The 18,731-nt window shown below is 69.8% G+C and carries 16 protein-coding genes; 8 read left to right on the top strand and 8 right to left on the bottom strand.

Annotated features, from left to right (window positions below; genetic code table 11):
- The first annotated feature begins 36 nt into the window (after positions 1-36).
- Together ACFVBH_RS30625 and ACFVBH_RS30620 are read left to right on the top strand one after the other, a co-directional pair.
- Positions 37-474 (top strand): MarR family transcriptional regulator, encoded by a 438-nt coding sequence (locus ACFVBH_RS30625; RefSeq protein ID WP_354985858.1) that lies wholly within the window; start codon positions 37-39, stop codon positions 472-474.
- A 118-nt stretch (positions 475-592) separates the two neighbouring features.
- A complete protein-coding gene (locus ACFVBH_RS30620; RefSeq protein WP_354985857.1) occupies positions 593-1,912 on the top strand; it encodes a M18 family aminopeptidase in 1,320 nt (439 codons plus the stop codon).
- Between the two features lie 118 nt (positions 1,913-2,030).
- Here the strand turns inward: ACFVBH_RS30620 and ACFVBH_RS30615 are convergent, their stop codons facing one another.
- A complete protein-coding gene (locus ACFVBH_RS30615; protein WP_379006881.1) occupies positions 2,031-3,383 on the bottom strand; it encodes a glycosyltransferase 87 family protein in 1,353 nt (450 codons plus the stop codon).
- A gap of 205 nt (positions 3,384-3,588) precedes the next feature.
- On the opposite strand from ACFVBH_RS30615, the gene purL reads away from it, so the two are divergent.
- Positions 3,589-5,883 (top strand): phosphoribosylformylglycinamidine synthase subunit PurL, encoded by a 2,295-nt coding sequence (gene purL, locus ACFVBH_RS30610; protein ID WP_379006878.1) that lies wholly within the window; start codon positions 3,589-3,591, stop codon positions 5,881-5,883.
- Positions 5,884-6,239: 356 nt separating this feature from the next.
- On the opposite strand, the gene ACFVBH_RS30605 is transcribed toward purL, so the two are convergent.
- On the bottom strand, positions 6,240-6,380 hold the full coding sequence (locus tag ACFVBH_RS30605; RefSeq protein WP_379006875.1) for a hypothetical protein: 141 nt from the start codon (positions 6,378-6,380) through the stop codon (positions 6,240-6,242).
- Positions 6,368-6,619, bottom strand: a complete 252-nt coding sequence (locus tag ACFVBH_RS30600; RefSeq protein ID WP_354985854.1) for a YiaA/YiaB family inner membrane protein — start codon at positions 6,617-6,619, stop codon at positions 6,368-6,370. The genes ACFVBH_RS30605 and ACFVBH_RS30600 overlap by 13 nt, the downstream gene beginning before the upstream one ends.
- Before the next feature lie 199 nt (positions 6,620-6,818).
- Here ACFVBH_RS30600 and ACFVBH_RS30595 point away from each other — a divergent pair, with 199 nt between their 5' ends.
- The 3 genes from ACFVBH_RS30595 (at position 6,819) to ACFVBH_RS30585 (ending at position 10,080) form a co-directional block, all read left to right on the top strand.
- On the top strand, positions 6,819-8,588 hold the full coding sequence (locus tag ACFVBH_RS30595; RefSeq protein WP_379006872.1) for an alpha/beta hydrolase: 1,770 nt from the start codon (positions 6,819-6,821) through the stop codon (positions 8,586-8,588).
- Between the two features lie 228 nt (positions 8,589-8,816).
- Positions 8,817-9,491, top strand: a complete 675-nt coding sequence (locus ACFVBH_RS30590; protein WP_379006869.1) for a CPBP family intramembrane glutamic endopeptidase — start codon at positions 8,817-8,819, stop codon at positions 9,489-9,491.
- A 202-nt stretch (positions 9,492-9,693) separates the two neighbouring features.
- Positions 9,694-10,080, top strand: a complete 387-nt coding sequence (locus ACFVBH_RS30585) for a sterol carrier family protein (RefSeq protein ID WP_354985851.1) — start codon at positions 9,694-9,696, stop codon at positions 10,078-10,080.
- Positions 10,081-10,407: 327 nt separating this feature from the next.
- Here ACFVBH_RS30585 and ACFVBH_RS30580 read toward each other — a convergent pair whose 3' ends face one another.
- Positions 10,408-11,745, bottom strand: coding sequence for a YhgE/Pip domain-containing protein (locus ACFVBH_RS30580; RefSeq protein ID WP_379006866.1), 1,338 nt, complete (start codon positions 11,743-11,745; stop codon positions 10,408-10,410).
- A gap of 113 nt (positions 11,746-11,858) precedes the next feature.
- On the opposite strand from ACFVBH_RS30580, the gene purF reads away from it, so the two are divergent.
- Together purF and purM are read left to right on the top strand one after the other, a co-directional pair.
- Positions 11,859-13,424, top strand: a complete 1,566-nt coding sequence (purF, locus tag ACFVBH_RS30575) for an amidophosphoribosyltransferase (protein WP_354985849.1) — start codon at positions 11,859-11,861, stop codon at positions 13,422-13,424.
- 265 nt (positions 13,425-13,689) lie between these two features.
- Entirely contained in the window at positions 13,690-14,769 is a 1,080-nt protein-coding gene (gene purM, locus ACFVBH_RS30570) for a phosphoribosylformylglycinamidine cyclo-ligase (protein WP_354985848.1), read from the top strand.
- A 539-nt stretch (positions 14,770-15,308) separates the two neighbouring features.
- Here purM and ACFVBH_RS30565 read toward each other — a convergent pair.
- The 4 genes from ACFVBH_RS30565 to ACFVBH_RS30550 all read right to left on the bottom strand — a co-directional run bounded on the left by ACFVBH_RS30565 (position 15,309) and on the right by ACFVBH_RS30550 (position 18,510).
- Positions 15,309-15,533 (bottom strand): DUF3073 domain-containing protein, encoded by a 225-nt coding sequence (locus ACFVBH_RS30565; protein ID WP_354985847.1) that lies wholly within the window; start codon positions 15,531-15,533, stop codon positions 15,309-15,311.
- A gap of 207 nt (positions 15,534-15,740) precedes the next feature.
- The gene (locus ACFVBH_RS30560; RefSeq protein WP_354985846.1) at positions 15,741-16,703 is read right to left on the bottom strand and encodes an asparaginase; all 963 of its coding nucleotides are present in this window, start codon (positions 16,701-16,703) and stop codon (positions 15,741-15,743) included.
- Complete coding sequence (locus ACFVBH_RS30555; RefSeq protein ID WP_354985845.1) at positions 16,700-17,398, bottom strand: MOSC domain-containing protein; 699 nt, start codon at positions 17,396-17,398, stop codon at positions 16,700-16,702. Before ACFVBH_RS30555 ends, ACFVBH_RS30560 begins: the two co-directional genes overlap by 4 nt.
- On the bottom strand, positions 17,395-18,510 hold the full coding sequence (locus ACFVBH_RS30550; protein ID WP_354985844.1) for a folate-binding protein: 1,116 nt from the start codon (positions 18,508-18,510) through the stop codon (positions 17,395-17,397). Before ACFVBH_RS30550 ends, ACFVBH_RS30555 begins: the two co-directional genes overlap by 4 nt.
- Positions 18,511-18,731 lie beyond the last annotated feature (221 nt).

The raw sequence follows: 18,731 nt of genomic DNA, 5'->3' as shown, positions 1-18,731 counted from the left end.
CTTCCCCTCGTTCAGTGAATTTGACGGGCGGGAATTATGGCGACAATTCTAGGTGGCATTTCCACACTGCACGGCACGCTGCGTGCAGCGGAGCGCAGTTGGCTTCGTCACCTCGACGCCGCACTGTGTGCCAGGCGGCTCACCGCCGATCAATGGTGCATGCTGACCAACCTCTCCAGTGACTCCGGCATCACCATGAGCGAACTGGCCGCCCGCACGCAACTTCCGCCGTCCTCGGCCACCCGGCACGCTGATCATCTGGCCGAGCGCGGGCTCATCTTCCGCGTCGCCGCCGCCGATGACCGCCGCCGCATTCTGATCGGCCTGAGCCGGCGCGGGGTCGAACTGGTGGAAGAGGTGCGCGTGGAGGAGGAGCACGCCGAGGGCGCGCTGCGCCGGCACCTGGGTGGTGAGGACTACCTCGAGCTGGTGCGCCTGCTGGAGCGGGTCGCCGAGGTCTCGCAACCGCTCTAGCGAAAACGGTTCGCGAAATCCGGTAATTCACAGCCGAATCCGTTCGCCACACCGTGCGGGCGTGTCGATACCCCGTCCGTGGGCGGAAACTGAACCGATAATGCTTAGGATCGCAGGCATGCCCGTTGCCGAGACCACCGCGACCGCCGCCGGACTGTGCGAATTCATCGACGCCTCCCCGTCGCCGTTTCATGTGTGCCGCACCGTCGCCGCAGAACTCGATGATCACGGCTTCACCCAGCTCTCGGAATCGGCGCCCTGGCCCTCCAGCAGTTCGGGCCGTTTCTATGTGGTGCGCAGCGGCTCCCTGGTCGCCTGGGCCGACGGCGGATCGGGCGCGCCCAGCGGATTCCGCAGCGGACAGGCCACGCCCTTCCGCGTCGTCGGCGCCCACACCGACAGCCCCAACCTGCGCGTCAAACAGCATCCCGACACCGCGGTCGCGGGCTGGCAGATGGTCGGACTCGAACCGTACGGCGGGGCCTGGCTCAATTCCTGGCTCGACCGCGATCTCGGCATTTCCGGCCGGCTCTCCATTCGCGACGGAAACACGGTGCGCGAGAGGCTGATTCGCATCGACGAGCCCATCATGCGGGTGCCGCAGCTGGCCATCCACCTGTCCGAGGACCGGCGCGGAGTCACCCTGGACCCGCAGCGGCACGTGAACGCGGTGTGGGGCATCGGCGGCGAACCCCGCTCGTTCCTGGCCTTCATCGCCGAACGCTCCGGCATCGACGCGAGCGCGGTGCTGGGCTGGGAACTCATGACCCACGATCTGGTGCCGTCCAAGCTCATCGGCCGGGATCTGGATCTGGTCAGCGCGCCGCGCCTGGACAATCAGGGCACCTGCTACGCCGGACTGCGCGCGTTCCTGGCCGCGGTGGATCAGCCCGGCGCGTCGGTGCCGGTGCTGGCCATGTTCGACCACGAGGAGGTCGGCAGCCAATCCGATCGCGGCGCGCAATCCGGGCTGCTGCCCACGGTGCTCGAACGCATCGTGCTCACCCGCGGCGGCGGGCGCGCGGAATACCTGGCCGCCATCGCCGGATCGGTCTGCGCTTCCGGCGACATGGCGCACGCGACCCATCCGAACTATCCGGATCGGCACGAACCCATGCACCGCATCGAGGTGAACGGCGGGCCGGTGCTCAAGGTCAATCAGAATCTGCGCTACGCCACCGACGCCGAGGGCGCGGGCGCGTTCGCGCTGGCCTGCGCCCAGGCCGACGTGCCGCTGCAGCGCTACGTGCACCGCGCCGATCTGCCCTGCGGCTCCACGATCGGTCCCATGACGGCGGCGCGCACCGGCATGCCGACCGTGGACGTGGGCGCGGCCCAGCTGGCCATGCACTCCGCCCGCGAAATGATGGGCGCGGCCGACGTGCCCGCCTACGCGGCCGCGCTCGCGGCGTTCCTGACACCGGAAGCGCAGAAGTAGCCCGATCCCGGGCGGACCGCACGGAATGCCTCGTGCGGTCGGAGAGAACGGACTGCGGCCCACCTCGATTCGAGGTGGGCCGCAGTGGCGTGTGGATGCGGGCGGACCCGGCCGGCTCTCAGGCCGCCGCGGTCACGGCGGGCTCCGGCTCCGCGGCCCTGGGGACCGGCCGGTACCGCACCGCCGCCACCACGAAGATCGCCAGCGTCAGCAGTACATAGCTGCTGCCCAGGATCTGCTCCCACCACGACCAGGTCAGCTCGATCCCGTGGTCGAAGGGCAGCAGCCACTGCGGCTGCACCGTGAACGCGACGATCGCGAGCACGAATGCCAGCAGGAACAGCGGATCGCGCCGTCCGCGCAGAATCGCGTTGGCGGCGATCAGCAGCGCGGGGGCGGCCCACACCCAGTGATGCGACCACGACACCGGCGAAATCAGCAGCACCATACCGGCGTTCACCATGAGGGCGGCCGCGTTCGCGCCGACGCTGAACAACCGGCGCATGAGGATGATCGCCAGCACCACGGTCAGCGCCGACAGCGAGAGCCAGACGATGTTGGCGATCCCGTCGGAGACGCCCAGCCGGAAGGCGAACCCCTTGAGCGACTGATTGCCCGCGAATTCGGGCTGCCCGATGCGCGAGGTGTCGAACAGGGTGGTGAACCAGTACGTCACCGAATCATGGGGCACCACCGCGAATCCCACCGCGATCGCGCCGAACACCGAGGCCACCATGGTGTACGCGGGCACCGGGACCGTGCGCAGTCGCGCCCACAATCCCTGCGGCGACAGCAGCGGGCCCACCGCGCGCGCCTTGGCCAGCGCCGGGCCCCAATCCTGCTGCACCAGGAAGTAGAGCAGGTATGCCGCCGGGGTCAGCTTCACCGACACCGCGATGCCGATCAGCATGCCGCGCGGCCAGAAAGGCTTGCGCACCAGGCAGTCCAGCGTGATGGCGGCCATCAGGATGAGGTTGATCTGACCGAAACCGTAGGTCTGCCAGACCGGCTCCAGCCCCTGCGCCAGCGCCGTCGCGCCGATGACCACGGCCAGCCGGGTCGCGGCGGTCATGTTCGGCCGCAGTCGCTGCAGCACCACCCAGAGCGTGAGCGCCAGCGCCAGGATGGAGGAGATCAGCACCACCCACTCGGCGACATCGAGCGACATCAGGGCCAGCGGGGCGAAGAAGAACGCGGCGGGCGGGGGATAGGTGAAGGGCAATCCGATGCCGAACACCTCCGGCATCTGCCCGTAGAGGTCCTTGCCGTCCAGCAGGGCCCGGCCGCCGTTGCGGTAGACCTGCAGATCGATGTAACCGTGCCAAGCCTTTTCGCTCGCGACCTTCACCGACACCGCGAACATGACCGCCGCGATCACCAGCAGGACCACCTGCTGCCGCGTCAGCCGCGTCCTACCTTCTGGCGCGGTCACGGGCTTCGCCGGATCCGCGAGCCCGGATCGATCGCTCACGGGCCAAGAGTAATGGGTGCGCCCGCCGCCCCGGGTGCGCGGCTCGACCACGACCGGAACCGGGCCCACTGTGCTCGCGGACACATCAGCAGGTGGGCGCGGGCAGGAAATCGACGGCAACTAGACTCACCTGCGTATCTCGCCGATATCCAGCATGCCGGCTCTCGGTTCTCACCTGCCCGGCCGAAAGGACTCTGGTATTCCCGTGACCAGCCACGTCGATACCGTCAGCAACGCCGCGGCCACCCCGGACCTCCCGCAGCCCTACAAGGAACTCGGCCTCAAGGACGACGAGTACGCCCGCATCAAGGAAATCCTCGGCCGCCGGCCGACGGATGCCGAGCTGGCGATGTACTCGGTCATGTGGAGCGAGCACTGCTCGTACAAGTCCTCCAAGGTGCACCTGCGCTACTTCGGTGAGACCACCACCGAGGAGATGAAGTCCGCCATGCTCGCCGGCATCGGCGAGAACGCGGGCGTGGTGGACATCGGCGACGGCTGGGCCGTCACCTTCAAGGTGGAATCGCACAACCACCCGTCCTACGTGGAGCCCTACCAGGGCGCGGCCACCGGCGTCGGCGGCATCGTCCGCGACATCATGGCCATGGGCGCGCGCCCGATCGCGGTCATGGACCAGCTGCGCTTCGGCGCGGCCGATCACCCGGACACCCGGCGCGTGGTCGACGGCGTGGTGCGCGGCGTGGGCGGCTACGGCAACTCGCTCGGCCTGCCGAATGTCGGCGGCGAGACCGTGTTCGACGCCTCCTACCAGGGCAACCCGCTCGTCAACGCGCTGTGCGCGGGCGTCATGCGGGTCGAGGACCTCAAGCTCGCCTTCGCCTCCGGTGAGGGCAACAAGATCATTCTGTTCGGCGCGCGCACCGGCCTCGACGGCATCGGCGGCGTGTCCGTGCTCGCCTCGGACACCTTCTCCGGCGACGAATCCGGTTCCGGCCGTAAGAAGCTCCCGAGCGTGCAGGTCGGCGACCCCTTCACCGAGAAGGTGCTCATCGAGTGCTGTCTCGAGCTGTACCACTCCGGTGTCGTCGTCGGCATCCAGGACCTCGGCGGCGCCGGGCTCTCCTGCGCCACTTCCGAACTCGCGGCCGCCGGCTCCGGCGGCATGCGCATCGACCTCGATCAGGTCCCGCTGCGCGCCGCCAACATGTCCGCCGCCGAGATCCTGTCGAGCGAATCCCAGGAGCGCATGTGCGCCGTGGTCGCGCCCGAGAACGTCGAGCGGTTCATGGCGATCTGCCGCAAGTGGGAGACCAACGCCAGCGTGATCGGCGAGGTCACCGACGGCGAGCACCTCGAAATCACCTGGCGCGGTGAGGTCGTCGTCGACGTGCCGCCGCGCACCGTCGCCCACCACGGCCCGGTCTACGAGCGCCCCGTGCAGCGCCCGGACTACCAGGACGCCCTCGTCGCCGACTCCACCAAGGCGCTGAACCGGCCGCAGACCGGCGACGAACTGCGCGCCACCCTGCTGCAGATGCTCGCCAGCCCGCAGCTGTGCTCGCGCAAGTGGATCACCGAGCAGTACGACCGCTACGTGCGCGGCAACACCGTGCTCGCCGAGAACGCCGACGCCGGCGTCATCCGCGTCGACGAGGAGACCGGCCGCGGCATCGCCCTGGCCACCGACGCCTCGGGCCGCTACACCAAGCTGGACCCCTACACCGGCGCGCAGCTCGCACTGGCCGAGGCGTTCCGCAACGTCGCCACCACCGGCGCCACTCCCAAGGCCGTCAGCAACTGCCTGAACTTCGGCTCCCCCGAGGATCCGGGCGTCATGTGGCAGTTCCAGCAGGCCGTGCGCGGTCTCGCGGACGGCTGTGTGGCCCTGGGCATTCCGGTCACCGGCGGCAACGTGTCCTTCTACAACCAGACCGGCCAGGACGCCATCCTGCCGACCCCGGTCGTGGCCGTGCTCGGCGTCATCGACGACGTGCACCGCCGCATTCCGACCGGCCTGGGCCTGGAGCCGGGCGAGACCCTGATCCTGCTCGGCGAGACCCACGACGAGCTGGACGGCTCCATCTGGTCGCAGGTCGTGCACGATCACCTCGGCGGCGTGCCCCCGAAGGTCGACTTCCCGCGCGAGCAGCTGCTCGCCGAGATCCTCACCGCCGGTTCGCGCGACGGCATGATCAGCGCCGCGCACGACGTGTCCGAGGGCGGGCTCATCCAGACCGTCGTGGAAGCCGCGCTGGCCGGCGAAACCGGTTGCCGCCTCATCCTTCCCGAGGGCGCCGACCCGTTCGTCACCCTGTTCTCCGAGTCGGCCGGCCGGGTGCTCGTCGCCGTCCCGCGCTCGGAGGAGATCCGCTTCACCCAGATGCTCGACGCCCGCGAACTCCCGTGGGTGCGCATCGGCGTGGTCGACCAGGGCTCGGATTCGGTCGAGGTCCAGGGCCAGTTCAGCGTGCCCCTGACCGAGCTCCGCACCACCTTCGAAGGAACCCTCCCCGCCCTGTTCGGCGCCTTCGAACACTGAAAACCGCACTGACATAACGGAAACCACCCCGCCCGACCCGGACCCCTCGAACAACCGGGTAGAGCGGGGTGGTTCCGTTCTCCAGCGCGACAACCGATTTGGTTCCGGCCGGGGTAACTCCGGGGGACCCCCGAAATCGCGCCTCGCTCCCAACCGCACCACGCGTGCCCGGCCGGCGACGGCTCCTCAACAGTGCGCTGCGTATTCGGGGAGGCGGACCAGCGGGGTGGTGTCGTTCGCCAGCGCGACAACCGATTTGGTTCCGGTCGGGGTAACTCCGGGGGCACCCCCGAAATCGCGCCCCGCTCTCAACCGCACCACGCGTGCCCGGCCGGCGACGGCTCCCCAGCCGTGCGCTAGGAATTCGGTGAGGCGAAGCCGCTGCGGCGTGTCCATCGATGGCGCAGGGGGCCGGCGAACGGGCGCGCCTGGACCAGCGGGCCGATGAACTGGAACACCGGGGGCATCATCTGGAGCTGCTGGGTCAGCTGGACCATGGGAGGCCGTTCTCTCCGGCGCGCCGCTGGGCCTCGTGCATGTCGCGAATGACCTTCGCCAGGGTGAACGTGCTGCTCACCAGGAACAGGGCCGTCATCGCGAGGAACCCGCGCTGCCAGATGTCCAGGGGCAGCTTCACGATCCCGATGATGGTGGCGGTGAAGCTGACGACGAAGGCGATGGCGGCCTGGGCCAGAAATGCCATGGTGCTCTTGGTCTGTGGGCCGTTGGTGCTCATGGGAATCGAGTCTGCTGTGCGCCGCCGCCCGCGAACCCCGTACAACTACTCGAGTGCCGATGGGTAGATGCAACGGCTGGGGATAGCTGTGGATATCCCGGCGCGGGGCCGCGCGGGCGATACCCGGCGGGTTGCCGCGATGGTGGCTCTCACACGCGCAAGTCCCCGGATTCGGGCGGGCTGCGGCCATACTTGACGGGTGCTGGACTCCGCTCGTGCCTTGAGACGGCTGCGCATCAGGGGCGCGGCGCTGGTCAGGCACGGTTGGGGACGGCGGGTCGCGGTCGCGGCCCGGCGGGTCGAAGAGATCATCGACCTCAATCACACGGGGCTCGTGGTGGCGACGCTGTTCTTCGCGTGGTCGGTCACGCCGTCGCTGGTGCCGCGCGACTGGCTGTTCCAGGGCCTCATCTCCGGCATCAACGCCGCACTCGGCTACGGCGTCGGCTGCGTGCTGCAGTGGCTGTTCTTCCTGTGGATCCGGCCGCGGCTGAAGTTCGCCGGACCGCCGGAGTGGGTGCGCTACGCGGTCAAGGTCGCGATCGTGCTCACCTGCGCGCTCGTCGCCGCCTACATGCTCGTGCTCTCCGCCGACTGGCAGCGCGAGATCACCAGCCTGATGGGGATGGAAGGCACCACGCGCGCGGCCTATCTGCGCACCGGCGCACTGAGTTTCGCGGTCGGGGCGCTCGTGGTGGCGGTCTATCGCACACTGCGCGAACTCGTGCGCTACCTCGGCCGCCAGCTCAGCCGCTGGGTCCGGATCCCGGCCGGGCTCGCGCCCGCCACCGGGGCGCTGCTGCTCACGGTCCTCATCGTGACCCTGTTCAACGGCGTCGCCACCCGCGCCTTCTTCAGCGTCGCCAACTCCGCCTTCAGCGCGCGCAACGACAAAATGACGCCGTTCGCGGTGCAGCCCACGCTGCCCGAACGCTCGGGCAGCCCGGAATCGCTCGCCAAATGGGAGACCCTGGGCTCGGAGGGACGCTGGTTCGTCTCGCACGGACCCGACCCCATGTTGATCACCGCCGCCACCGGAAAGCCCGCGCGCCAGCCGATTCGGGTGTACGTCGGCCTGCAGTCCGCGACCCCGGAGGTCACCGAGGAACAGCTGGCGGTCGCCGAACTCGAGCGCACCGGGGCCTTCGACCGCAAGGTTCTGGTCATCGTCACCACCACCGGCACCGGGTGGGTCAACACCATGAGCGCGGCCGCGCTCGAGTACATGTACAACGGCGACACCGCGATTCTCGCCTCGCAGTACTCGTACCTGCCCAGCGTGCTGTCCTTCCTCGCGGACCGCGAGAAGGTGGCGGTCGCCGGGAAGAAGATGTTCGACGCGGTGTACGAGCGCTGGTCCGCGCGCCCGCCGGAGTCGCGGCCCAAACTGCTCGTCTACGGCGAGAGCCTGGGCTCGCAGGGGTCCGAGGCGGCCTTCACCGGGCTCGCCGACCTGCGCTCCAAGGTCGACGGCGCGCTCTGGGTCGGCCCGCCGAACTCCAATCGCCTGTGGGAGCAGTTCATTTCGCGCCGCGACCCGGGCACCCGCGAGGTGCAGCCGATCTACGCCGACGGGCTGGTGGTGCGCTTCGCCGCCGCCGCCGACGACCTCGCCCAGCCCTCGGACGATTGGCGCCGCCCCCGCATCGCCTACCTCATGCACCCGTCCGACCCGATCGTCTGGTGGTCCACCGATCTCCTGACGTCGCAACCGGATTGGCTCTCCGAACCGCGCGGCTCCGATGTCTCGTCCCAGATGCGCTGGTGGCCCTTCGTCACTTTCTGGCAGGTCGCCGCCGACCTCACCAATGCCCAGGGCGTCAGCGACGGCCACGGCCACCGCTACGGCTCCCTGGTCCTGGACGGCTGGGTGTCGATCGCCGCCCCACCCGACTGGACCCCCGAACTCGGCGAAAAGATCCGCACCCAAATCGAATTGGCGGAGATGTTCGAACGAACGGTGAAATAAGGTGCCCCGCCGCGCCGGTGCGGCCCGAACGGGCCGCGGACGGTCGCCGCACGGCCTGTCCGGGGTCGAGCCGCTCGCCTCGACGACCGTGTACGACAGCAGGTGGACCGGCGAGGTCCGGGCGAGCGCGCGGTGACGGCGCGGACGGGTGGGGCGATTCCCCGGTCGGGCACTGGTCGGGACGAACCGGCTTCGACGCCGGCGGCCGGGGTGAGACTTGCTGCGGCCGTGGGGCTTCCGGTGGTGTGGAGCAACGTCGTGCTGCCCGCGCTCGAGTTGAACGTGCGCGGGCGGACCACCGCCAACGCGGTGTTCGCCACCGCGTACGCGCTCGCGCTGGGCGGGCGGCCGCGGTGGGTGTCCCGGCGCGGGCTCGGCGCCGGGGCGGTCGCGGCGGGCGTGGTCGCGGGCGGTTACGGTGCGGCACTTGCCGTTCCGCGGGTGCGGCGGCACCTGGCCGAGCTGGCCGATCGCGGGCCGGACGTCTCCGCCGCCGAATGGACCGCCGTGCACATCCCGATCGGGACCGTCTACGCGGAGGAACTCGTCTTTCGCGCGACGCTGACGCCGCTGTTGCGCGAGCGGCTGGGCCGGCCCGGAAAATGGCTGGGGGCACTGACTTTCGGGCTGGCCCATATTCGGCCCGCACGGTCGGCGGGCGACCCGGTGGCCGGGACCGTCGGCGTCACCGCCCTGGCCGGGGTCGTCCTGGACCACCTCTACGAGCGGACCGGCAGCGCGCTCGCGCCCGCGCTGCTGCACACCGCGATCAACGCCGGGGGCGCGGCGCTGCCGATCGTGGCGCGGCTGCTCACCCCGCCGGTGCACTCGGACTCGACCCCGGTCGAGCCACCGGCGGACGCGGACACCACGCGCTCCGGCGAGGCCGATCTACTGCCCTGAGCGTGCCCCGGCCACGACCGCCGGGCTGGTGCGCACGCCGCGACCTTCGCCACCGCGCCGTGTCTTCGGCCGCGGTGACGTGGCGTTGCCCTGTGCGTCCCGCCGGGCGCGCGGCGCTGCCGATGCGCGATGGAACCGGCCGAACGCGTCGCACGGGCGCTACGCAGCCGCCCTGTCGGGCCGCGCCGGTAGCCTCTGGACCGTGGCAGCACGAGGGAAGGTCGATCCGGCGGAGGTCAGGGCCGCAGTCGAAGCGGTGGGGGAGTGGCTGCGGGACGAGACCGCGGCCGCGCCCGGACGCAAGGAGCTGGGCGCCGCCGTCCGGGGTACCGCGCGGGCTCTCGCGGCGGACGCACCCGGGGGCTCGGTCGAGGTGCGGGTGCCGCCGTACGTGGCGGTGCAGTGCATCGAAGGGCTGCGGCACACCCGGGGGACGCCACCCAATGTCGTCGAAACCGATGCTCGCACTTGGCTTCTGCTCGCCACCGGACTGCTGGCATTCGACGACGCACTCGACTCCGGCGCGCTCACCGCATCCGGCAGCCGGGCCGGCGACATCGCCCGCTGGCTGCCCATCGCCCCGCTCTGAGCCGGGCGCGCACCGGTGGCCGGACCCGGGCCGAGATCGTGCCGCCCATGCCGCCGCCCTTCCCGGAGCTGCCCGGGTCGCCGCGATCGGACCGTAAGTCCCGGGGAATCGGAAGCTCCTGCGCGCAGGTGACCACGATCGAGTGGGGAGCCCTTGTGCGTGAACCCGGCGAGTCGGGAGCCCCTGCGTGCGAACCCGGCGGGCCGGGAGCCCTTGTGCGTGAACCCGGCGAGTCGGGAGCCCCTGCTTGCGAACCCGGCGGGCCGGGAGCCCTCGCGCGTGAACCCGGCGGGTTGGGAGCCCTTGTGCGTGAACCCGGCGGGTCGATCAGGCCGGGGTCGCGGCCTCGGCGGAGGGCTTGCGCTCCAAGCCTTTGCGGTCGTAGTAGGCGGTGATTCCCAGACCGAACACCAGTCCGATGGCCAGCCCGAGCGCCGACATCCAGAACCCGCGCGCCAGCCCGGCCTGCGCGTTGCCCTCGAAATACAGGATCGAGCGGGTGCCCAGGAACACCTGGTGCATGGGCTCGAAATTGGCCAGCCACCCGAAGTACTTGGGCGTCGCCTCGATCGGCACCGTTCCGCCCGAGGACGGCAGGCCCAGGATGATGAAGATGATCAGGTTGATGATCAGGCCCGCCGTGCCCACCGCCGCGAGCGTCGAGGTGCACGTCACCCCGACCGCCGTGATCACGAACGCCCCGTAGATGAACAGCAGCAGCGGTTTGTCGATCGGCATGCCCAGGCCCTCGGCGATCGCCATCAGCGCCGCCGAGACCAATACCGCCATGGTCACCACCGCGGCCCATTTCAGCAGCAGCGTGCGCACCCGGGAGATCGGCGCCTTCGGGTAGTGCACGTACCAGGGTCCCCATTCGGTGGGCAGGAACCCGAGCGCGGAATCGATGAGCTGATGAATGATCATCGCGCCGACCATGCCGATCAGCAGCAACAGCAGGCTGTAGAAGAACGCAGTCAGGCCCTCTCCGGAACCGCCCGGCAGCGGCCGGAACTGGTCCACGACGATATCGAGCGGTTCGGCCAGCACCAGCGTCGTGGCCGCGGTGAGCTCCGGCGCGGGCGGACCGCCCGGCGCCGGCGCGAGCTCGGCCTTGACCTGCTCGGTGAGCTGCTTACCCACCTGCTCCTGCACCTGCGACAGCGCCTGCTCACCGAACTTCTGGGTGATGGCGGTCGCGAAAGCTCCGGTGCGCGGGTTGGTTTGCAAGGTGATGACGGGTTTGGAGATCTCGCCGGGCACCACACTGCCCACCCCGAGAATGCCGAGCCGCTTGGAGAAGTCGCTCGGAATGATGATGGTCCCGTACACCTGCGCCGACTGCATCTGCAGCTGCGCCTCGTTGATGCCGAGCACTCGAAGATCGATCTTGTCCGAGGGCACCGCGTCCTGCAGGCCCTTGGCGACCTGATCGCCGAAGTTCACCTTCTGCGGCTTCTCCGGCGTCCCCAGATCGTCCCCGTCGTCCTGATTCACCAGGGCGATCGGGAAGTCGTGGAGATTCTTCTCCGGATCGACGATGTAATCGAGGTACATCACGCCCAGCAGTGAGGCCAGCAGGGTGACCACCACGATCGGCAATGCCCACCGAATCGGGGTGAGATGCCGGGCCTTGGGACTCGATGCCGAATTCTCCGTGCTCGCCACCGTCGAACGCTAACAGCATTCGCGGTCTCGTTCCCGTTATCCCAGCGGTGGGTTGCGCGATGGTTACCCGTAGGATGGGTCCTGCCCCCCGCCCGCCTAACAGGGAGCAAACGGTGACCCAGCCCCCCGAAGCCACCACCCCCGATCAGCCCGAGAACGAACCTCGCGAAGAATGCGGTGTTTTCGGTGTCTGGGCTCCGGGCGAGGATGTGGCCAAGCTCACGTACTACGGACTCTACGCACTGCAGCATCGGGGCCAGGAGGCGGCGGGCATCGCTGTTTCCGACGGCTCCCAGATCCTGGTCTTCAAGGATCTGGGCCTGGTGAGCCAGGTCTTCGACGAACAGACCCTCGCGGCGATGCCCGGCCATGTGGCCGTTGGCCATTGCCGCTACTCCACCACCGGGTCCACCAGCTGGGAGAACGCCCAGCCGATCTTCCGCACCACCGCGGTCGGTACCGGACTTGCCTTGGGGCACAACGGAAATCTCGTGAACACCGCCGAATTGGCCACTCGCGCACGCGAACTCGGCCTCATCAGCGGACGGCTGGCCGGTCCGATCGCCGCCACCTCGGACTCCGACGTGATGACGGCGCTGCTCGCGCACGCCGCCGCCGACAAGAGCATCGAACAGGCGGCCATGGAGCTGCTGCCGACCGTGAAGGGCGCGTTCTGCCTCGCCTTCATGGACGAGCACACCCTCTACGCCGCGCGTGATCCGCACGGTGTCCGCCCGCTCTGCCTCGGCCGCCTGGACCGTGGCTGGGTGGTCGCCAGCGAGACCGCCGCCCTCGACATCGTCGGCGCCTCCTTCGTCCGCGAGATCGAACCGGGTGAACTCCTGGCGATCGACGCCGACGGTGTGCGCTCCTCGCGCTTCGCCAACCCGACGCCCAAGGGCTGCGTCTTCGAATTCGTGTACCTCGCTCGCCCGGACAGCACCATCTCCGGCCGCTCGGTGCACTCGACCCGCGTCGACATCGGCCGCCGCCTCGCCCTGGAACACCCCGTCGAGGCCGACCTCGTCATCCCCGTCCCCGAGTCGGGCACCCCGGCCGCGGTCGGCTACGCCCAGGGCTCGGGCGTGCCGTACGGGCAGGGCCTGATGAAGAACGCCTACGTGGGCCGCACCTTCATCCAGCCCAGCCAGACCATCCGCCAGCTCGGCATCCGGCTCAAGCTGAACCCGCTGCGCGAGGTCATCCGCGGCAAGCGGCTCATCGTGGTGGACGACTCGATCGTGCGCGGCAACACCCAGCGCGCCCTGATCCGCATGCTGCGGGAGGCGGGCGCCCTGGAGATCCACGTGCGGATCGCCTCGCCGCCGGTCAAGTGGCCCTGCTTCTACGGCATCGACTTCGCCTCGCGCGCGGAGCTGATCGCCAACGGCGCGGGCACCGGTGGCATCGCGGGCACCAGCGTCGACGACATGGTCGAGGGCGTGCGCCGCTCGATCGGCGCCGACAGCCTCGGCTACATCTCCATCGACGAGATGGTCGCCGCCACCGAACAGCCCCGCTCGCGCCTGTGCTGCGCCTGTTTCGACGGCCAGTACCCGATCGAGCTCCCCGCCGAGTCCGCGATCGGCAAGAACGTCCTGGAAAGCGTCCTCGGCGGCGCGAAGGAGTCGGAACTCTTGGCGGACAACGCAAACGCGAGCGCCCTGAGCCGCCCGTAAATTCGCATGAAGCCACCTCGTGCCCGCCCGCGGATACCGCGGGCGGGCACGAATACTCTGTGCGGCCCCGTTCGACGAGGCGATGGCTGATTTGGTTCCGGTCGCGGTAACTCGTGGGGCACGCCCAAAATGGATGCGGTTGCTATCGCAACTACGCGTGCTGGAAGGGTCGACGGCTCCAAGGCCGTGCGCTGAAGTAATCGGGGAGGCGGTACTGTGATCAGGCATCTATCCACCCCGATTCGGCTTGGAGCTCTCCCCGACAATGACTGAACAGACACCCAGTGGCGCCGGTGCTTCCTACGCGGCGGCCGGAGTGGACATCGAAGCCGGCGACCGCGCAGTAGAACTGTTCGCACCGCTGGCCAAGAAGGCCAGCCGGCCCGAGGTACAGGGTGGACTCGGCGGATTCGCCGGACTGTTCGCACTCAAGGGTGGCTACAAGGAGCCGCTGCTGGCCGCCTCCACGGACGGCGTCGGCACCAAGATCGCCATCGCGCAGGCCATGGACAAGCACGACACCGTCGGGCTCGACCTGGTCGCCATGGTGGTCGACGATCTGGTGGTGTGTGGCGCGGAGCCGCTGTTCCTGCAGGACTACATCGCCGTCGGCAAGGTCGTGCCCGAGCGCGTGGCGCAGATCGTCTCCGGCATCGCCGAGGGCTGCATCCAGGCAGGCTGCGCGCTGCTCGGCGGCGAGACCGCCGAACACCCGGGCCTCATGGGCGCGGACGACTACGACATCTCCGGCACCGGCGTCGGCGTGGTGGAAGCCGACGCCGTGCTCGGCCCCGACCGCGTGCGCGCGGGCGACGTCGTCATCGCCATGGGCTCCTCGGGCCTGCACTCCAACGGCTACAGCCTGGCCCGCAAGGTGCTGCTCGACATCGACCGCATGTCCCTGGCCGGGCACGTCGAAGAATTCGGCCGCACCCTCGGCGAGGAACTGCTCGAGCCGACCAAGATCTACGCCAAGGACTGCCTGGCCCTGATCGCCGAGACCGACGTGCGCACCTTCTCGCACGTCACCGGCGGCGGCCTGGCCCAGAACCTGGCCCGCGTGCTCCCGCCCGGCATGGTCGCCGAGCTCGACCGCGGCACCTGGAACCCGGCCCCGGTGTTCAAGCTCATCGCCCAGCGCGGCCGCGTCGAGCGCGCCGAGATGGAGAAGACCTTCAACATGGGCATCGGCATGGTCGCGATCGTGGCCCCCGAGGACGCCGACCGCGCCCTGGCCGTCCTGACGGCCCGCCACATCGACTGCTGGACCCTCGGCACGGTGAAGAAGGCCAAGGACGCCGACGCCGTCCGCGCCGTCCTGCTGGGCGAGCACCCGCGCTTCTGAGCCTCCCCCGCCTCTCCGGGAACTCGAGCCTGACTCGGGCGGTACTGCGGTTGCGTCGGCCGCCGGCGGTTGGGTGCGGGGCTCTCCCGCCTCTCCGCGAATTCGAGCCAGACTCGGGCGGTGGGACAAGTTGCGTCGGCCGCCGGCGGTTGGGCGCGGGGCCAATTAGCCCGTACCCCTGGAGTTACCCCGATCCTTGCGAGATCAGTGGCGCGGATGCGATGAAGACATCGGCGAGCAAGGCTTAGGCGAGCGAAGCTGGGCGACGAAGACATAGCAGAGGCCCCGAGCACTTTCGAGTGCTCGGGGCCTTGCTATTTGTCTGGAATGTCGAATTCCGGTGTGGGGGTAGTTGATCCGTTGCGGCTGGAGGCTCGCAGCGCGTCAGCTACCGAGAACACACGTCTGCGCCTCACCCTGGTGGGTGAGACGCGTGTGAATCGGCTATCCGGAAAGAATGTCGTCGAAGACTCGGGGCGACGTGCCGAAGGGGCAGACCGTACACGGGCCTGCCCCTTGGAACGTCGAGAAAATCCGAGTCAGCGGCGCCAGTCGTCGTAGTCGTCTTCGTCCCAGCGCGACTGCGAGTCCTTCGCGTCGTGCTCGTCGGAAAGCACTGGGCTCCGAGGCAAGTCCGCGGGACTTCCTGACAGCTCACTCCCCGACAGCTCGCGCTGAAGGTTCTTGAAGTCGGTAGGCGCCGAGCTGTACTTGAGCTCGCGCGCTACCTTGGTCTGCTTTGCCTTAGCCCGGCCACGGCCCATGGCTGACCCCCTCGCGTCACTGCGGGGCGGCCTGGGGTGGTTTGGCGGCCCCGTTCGAATTAATAATCTTCCTGACAGACACTTTAGCGTGTGTCAGGCGGTCTCGCTTCCAGGAGTGGGGCAGAAAGCGCCGAAGTGCCGCCCGGGACCGCCGCCGAGAGGCGTTCCGGGCTGTCGAACGAGAATCGGGCCGATGGGATTCCGGGGTCAGAGCACCCCCGGAATCGCGCGAATGACACCCACCCGGGCGCCGCCGCCGAGCACCGGGGTGGCCGCCAGCTCCACGTGCTCGTCGGTCCACTCGATACCCATACGCTGCAGAATGGCCGTGGTCAGCGGCAGTCGCGCGCGATCCGCGCCGTCGTCGATCTTGTAGGCGAAGGCCGAACCGTCGGGCAGCGCACCCGCGTGCACCCCGTCCGCGCCGATCTTGCAGAGCAGCCCGGGGGTCGCGGTCATGATCCGCAGATCGGGACCGTCCGTGCCGGAAATCACTCGCGGGTGCGCGCGAATCGCGTCCGCCACGGCGCGTTCCGGGCTACCTTCCGGCGCGGTGGTCAGCGTGGCGTAGGCCCGGGCCAGATTCACCAGCGATACCGGCACGATCGGCAGCCCGCAGCCGTCGATGCCCAGATCGGTCTCCGGCTCACCGGTGACATCGGCGATCGTCGCGAGCACCGACTGCTGCAGCGGATGCCCGAGCTCCATGTATCCGCTGGTCGGCCAGCCATTGAGCTTGCAGGTCGCGAGCATGGCGGCGTGTTTGCCGGAGCAGTTCATGAAGATCGGACGTGCCGCCTTGCTGCGCTCGCGCCCCGCCAGCACCGCCGCGCGCGAAAGCTCCTCCGACGGCAGGTCCGGCGGGCACTCCAGGTCGTCCTCGGTGAAGCCGAAGCGGTCCAGCAAACGCTGCACCAGCTCCACGTGATCGGGCTCGCCGAAGTGCGACGCGGTGGTGATGGCCAGCTCGGCCCGGTCCAGCGGCTCGAAACCGTTGCGCAGCAGGCCCAGTGCCTGCAGCGGCTTGTTGGTCGAGCGCGGGAAGATCGGGCCGTGCACGGCGCCCAGCTCGACCAGCGGCTCACCGTCGGGGCGCAGGATCACCAGCGACCCGCGGTGCACGCACTCGCGGAACCCCGAGCGCACGACCTCCACCAAATCCACGCTCACGCGTTCGCTCCCTCCGACGGCCGGGATGCCCGGGCCGCCGCGTTGTCGTGCCGCCGCCGATGGCGCTCGATCTGCATGCGCACATCGTCGGAGACGGTCGGCTCGGACCGGAGCAGCAGCTCCAGGCGCGCCATGTCGGCGCCGGTGAACAGATCGCGCACGGTGACCCCGTGCGCGGGCTCGGACAGCACTCGCACCGCGTCGCCCGCGCCGATCGTGCCCGCGGTGATCACCCGGAAGTAGGCGCCCGTATTCGCCTGTGCGGTGAACCTTTTCACCCACTGCTGCTCACCGCTCCAGCGCTGGAAGGTGGCGCACGGCACGCGCGGCGCCGACACCTCCAGCACGGTGTCGCCGATGGCCCAGCGCGCGCCCAGCACGGCGTCGCTCACCGGCAGGCCGGAGACGCGCAGATTCTCGCCGAACCAGCCGGCCGGCAGCTCCCGGCCCAGCTCCTGCGCCCAGCGCCGCGCGTCCTCCTCCGCGTAGGCGTAGACGGCCTGGTGCACACCACCGTGGTGCTCGACATCACAGACGTGGTCGCCCTCGAGACCGAGCGGGCGCACCGGAACCCGGTGCGGCACCGGCCGTTTGTCGATGGCGGTGCGGCCGACCCGGCCGGGGTTGTCCAGCTCCTCGAAGACCACGCACACCGCGAGCACCTGCCCGGCCGAGCCGGGCACGGGTGCGTTCATCGACCGCGCAGCTTCTCGACGGCGAGCCGGCCGGCCTGCGGTTCGTCATGGGCGGGAACCGAATCCGCGTCGATGGAGGCGGCGCTCGGGCCCACCGTCAGCGCGGTGTCGGCGGGGATGTTGCGTTTGATCAAAGCCAGTGCGACGGGGCCGAATTCGTAGTGATCGACGACGGTGCCCAGCACGCCCACCGCGCGGCCGCCGGCGGTCACGGCTTCGCCCGGCTCGGGGCGCGCGTCCGCCGAGCCGTCCAGGTGCAGCAGCACCAGGTGCCGGGGCGGCTTGCCGAGATTGTGGACCCGCGCCACCGTCTCCTGGCCGCGGTAGCAGCCCTTGTTCAGGTGCACCGCGCCGAACTGCTCGATGCCGCCGATCCAATTCGCCTCGTGCGGAATGGTGCGGTCGTCGGTGTCCAGGCCGATGCGCGGGCGCAGCGCCACCACGCGCAGCGCCTCGAAGGTCCAGCTGCCCGCGGCCTCGGCGCCCGCCTCGCGCAGGCGCGTCCACCAGGTGGCGAGCTGATCGCGCGGGATGATCAGGTCGAAGGAGTCCGCGGTGGGCCAGGGCATGCGGCGCAGGAAACCGCCGCCGGGCAGGGCCACCGCCCGGTACACCTCGGGCAGGGCGTCGATGCCCAGGGCGCCGGTCAGCTTCGCCGCGTCCGGGCCGATCAGGCTCAGCACCGCGTGATCGGGCGCGGCCACCGGCTTGGCGTCGGCCCAGAAGACCATCTTCTGCAGGAAGTTCAGGAGTTCGGGCCCGCGGTCGGCCTCGGTGTCGATCCACACCGTGCCGTCCAGCTCGGTGAGCACGAAGTGGTGCAGCACCCGGCCGTTGAGATCGAGATCGAGGTTCTCCGCGGACTGCCCGTCGCCCAGATCCGCCACGTGCTGGCTGGAGATGGTGTGCAGCCACGTCAAGCGCTCTTTACCGGTCATGGCCAGCACGAATCGGTGCGAGCGATCGATCACCGCCACCCGGTGCACCGCGGCGCGTTGCTCGCCCAGCGGATCCCCGTAATGCCACGCGACCGCCGCGTCGGGAGACCCGGGCGGCCCCGCGACAGCCCCCGGAAACTGCAGAATCGGACTGGGTGCTACCTCGAAGGACACCCCACCACATTAGCGGTGCTCGATCGCGGGCCTCCGGCCGCGTGTTGGATCGCACCCCGTCGACGGGCCGATCGCGGGCGTCGCGCGGGGGCGATGGCGGGGGTGACAGCGGGCCGGTCGGGGGTGTCGCGCGCGGGCCGGCGCGGCCCGCGCGACAGGTCCGGCCCGCGGTCCCGGCGACGCGGTTATCACTCCGTGACGCGCGCGCTGTCCTAGGCTCG

Origin of the sequence: Nocardia sp. NPDC057668, assembly GCF_042799795.1 — a bacterium.
GTDB lineage: Bacteria > Actinomycetota > Actinomycetes > Mycobacteriales > Mycobacteriaceae > Nocardia.
The sequence above is the reverse complement of the archived record's forward strand: the minus strand, read 5'-3'. Positions and strand labels throughout refer to the sequence as shown.

Coding starts and splice junctions, on each gene's coding strand:
- ACFVBH_RS30625 (WP_354985858.1), top strand. CDS start 37: ATGGCGACAATTCTAGGTGGCATTTCCACACTGCACGGCACGCTGCGT.
- ACFVBH_RS30620 (WP_354985857.1), top strand. CDS start 593: ATGCCCGTTGCCGAGACCACCGCGACCGCCGCCGGACTGTGCGAATTC.
- ACFVBH_RS30605 (WP_379006875.1), bottom strand. CDS start 6,380: ATGGTCCAGCTGACCCAGCAGCTCCAGATGATGCCCCCGGTGTTCCAG.
- ACFVBH_RS30600 (WP_354985854.1), bottom strand. CDS start 6,619: ATGAGCACCAACGGCCCACAGACCAAGAGCACCATGGCATTTCTGGCC.
- purM (WP_354985848.1), top strand. CDS start 13,690: ATGACTGAACAGACACCCAGTGGCGCCGGTGCTTCCTACGCGGCGGCC.
- ACFVBH_RS30565 (WP_354985847.1), bottom strand. CDS start 15,533: ATGGGCCGTGGCCGGGCTAAGGCAAAGCAGACCAAGGTAGCGCGCGAG.
- ACFVBH_RS30555 (WP_354985845.1), bottom strand. CDS start 17,398: ATGAACGCACCCGTGCCCGGCTCGGCCGGGCAGGTGCTCGCGGTGTGC.